Source organism: Nocardioides guangzhouensis (genome assembly GCF_004519545.1).
Lineage (GTDB): Bacteria > Actinomycetota > Actinomycetes > Propionibacteriales > Nocardioidaceae > Nocardioides > Nocardioides guangzhouensis.
Genome location: NZ_SDKM01000099.1, coordinates 1 through 2480, shown reverse-complemented (window position 1 = coordinate 2480; position 2480 = coordinate 1). Strand labels below are relative to the sequence as shown.

The following is a 2480-nucleotide window of genomic DNA, read 5'->3' as shown; positions in this document are numbered from 1 at the left end:
CGGCCTCGTTCCTCGGCCTCCTCAACCACCGGGACATCGGTGGTTGAGGAAGGCGCGCTGGCGCCTGTCTCGAAACCACCGGCGGCGGCGGCGCGGACCTCGTCCCAGTCGCCGTAGACGGTGTCGAAGTCCGCGCGCCGGTCGGCGGTCCGGCCCGCGGTGTCGATCGACGTGTGCAGGTCGGTCCGGCCGGCGCCCGCGCCGTGGGCGGCGAACCCGCCGTCGGGCTCCTGCCAGGGCAGCCCGACCGGTCGTACCCCGGGGCGCGCGAGACCCGCCTGGTCGGCCAGGGCGGCGACGTGCGCCGAGACCCGGGGGTCCAGCCACGGCTCGCCGCGCTGCAGCGACCCCGCGACGTACTCCGGGTGCACGGTGAGCCGCGCCGCCAGCCTCAGCCCGGACGCCTCGGTGACCGAGCGCAGCCGCTCCAGGGACGGCCAGGGCCGTTCGGGGTTCACGTGGTCGGGGGTGAGCGGGGAGACCCCGCCCCAGTCGTCGATGCCGGCGCCGAGCAGCGCGGTGCACTCCTCGAGCGAGACCAGGTTCGGCGGGGCCTGCACCCGCATCCGCGGGCCGAGCACGATCCGGGTGACCGCGATGGTGGCCCGGTAGTCGGCCAGCGGCAGGTCGTCGGCGTGCCGCATCGCGGTGTCCGGCTTGGCCCGGAAGTTCTGGACGATGACCTCCTGGAGCGCGCCGTACCGCCGCGCGTTCGCCCTGAGCGCGAAGACCGTGTCCGCCCGCTCCGCCAGGGTCTCCCCGATTCCGACCAGCAGGCCGGAGGTGAACGGCACCGAGAGCCTGCCCGCGTCCTCGAGCACCCGCAGCCGCACCTCGGGGTCCTTGTCGGGGGAGCCGAAGTGGGCCTCGCCCTTCGTCTCGAACAGCCGCCGCGAGGTGGTCTCCAGCATCATCCCCATCGACGGGGCGACCGGCTTGAGCCGGTTCATCTCCTCCCACGACATGACGCCGGGGTTGAGGTGCGGCAGCAGGCCGGTCTCCTCCAGCACCCGCACCGCCATCGCCCGCACGTAGGCCAGCGTCGAGTCGTACCCGCGCGACTCCAACCACTCCTGCGCCTCCGGCCAGCGCTCCTCGGGCCGGTCGCCGAGCGTGAACAGCGCCTCCAGGCAGCCCAGCTCGGCGCCCTCGGTCGCGATCGCGAGGATCTCGTCGGGGGAGAGGTACGGCGCCCGCCCGTCGCGGGCCGCCTGCCCCGGCGTGTCCACGAACGTGCAGTAGTGGCAGCGGTCCCGGCACAGGCGGGTCACCGGGACGAACACCTTGGGGGAGTACGTCACCACCCCCGGCCGGCCGGCCGCGACCAGCCCGGCGTCACGGACCCGGGCCGCGACCGCGCACAGCCGGTCCAGGTCCTCGCCGCGCGCCGCCAGCAGGGCGGTCGCCTCGGCCGGGTCGAGGGCCGCGCCGCGCTCCGCCCGCGCCAGCGCCCGGCGTACTTGCTGCGGGGTGATCGTCTCCATCCCGGCCCACGCTAGTCGGCCCGCAGCTGTTCGGCGCGGGCGTTCAGGTGGGCGAGCATCGAGCGGGGGCCGAGGTCGGCGAGGGTGTAGCCGTGCGGGTACGTCGTGGCGGCGTACGGCTTGGCCTCGCGGCGTGGTGGCGCGAACCGGAGCGCGAGGGCGCGCAGCCGTAGCCCGCGCCGCACCAGCCTGCCCAGCCAGGCGGGCTGGCGGGGAAGGCCGAGCGCTTCGCGCAGCGGGTGGTCCATCAGCGCGATCGCGACCCGGCGTACGACGGGTGCCGGCACGCCGCGGGTGGTCTGCCCGGCGATCCGCAGGCTGGCCTCGGCGACCCGTCGGTTGGCGGGCGAGAACGCGAACCGGCGGCGCTCGTAGTCGAGCAGCAGCTGCAGGTAGCCCTCGTACGTCGACGGCAGGCCACGGATGCCCATCAGCTCGCCGAACCGGGTGGTGAACCGCGCGAACGCCTCGAGCTCGATCTGGTCGAGCCGCCGCCAGCCGAACTCGTCGATCCACCGCACCGGGCCGACGATCGTGGTCGCCAGCACGTAGGCGAACTCGTCGTTCGGGATGTCGTAGTGGCCGTGGATCCGGTTCAGTCGGCGTACGGCGGCCCGGCCGCGGGGCGAGTCCAGACCCTCGGCGCCAGCCTCGTCGCCGATCAGCAGCGTGTCGTCGTACCGCTTCACCCCGTCGCTCTCGAACTCGCCGGTCCGGTCGAGCAGCTCGGCGATCGACGGGACGCCGTAGTCGCGCATGAACGCGATCCCGGCGCCCTGCACGTAGTCCCAGGGGAACTCCTGCCGCATGGTCAGCCACACGATCTCGTCGTTGTCGGCCACCGGGTCGAGCGTCCGGATCCGCCGCAGGTGCTCCCAGCGGCGGGGGTGCGCGAGCCAGCGCGGCAGCCGCACGCCCAGCGCACGGCTCTCCGGTCGGTGCGCCTGCTGCGCGGGCTCTCGCACCCGATCTGGCGGCGTTGTCGGCGACTCGTCG

The 2480-nt window shown here is 74.6% G+C and carries 2 protein-coding genes; both read right to left on the bottom strand.

What is annotated here, in order from left to right:
* The coding region (gene cofG / locus EKO23_RS24560) for a 7,8-didemethyl-8-hydroxy-5-deazariboflavin synthase CofG (protein ID WP_134721190.1) at window positions 1–1484 on the bottom strand (1484 nt) is incomplete at its 3' end.
* 11 nt (window positions 1485–1495) lie between these two features.
* A partial coding sequence (locus EKO23_RS24555) for an oxygenase MpaB family protein (RefSeq protein ID WP_217702807.1) occupies window positions 1496–2480 on the bottom strand: 985 nt, incomplete at its 5' end.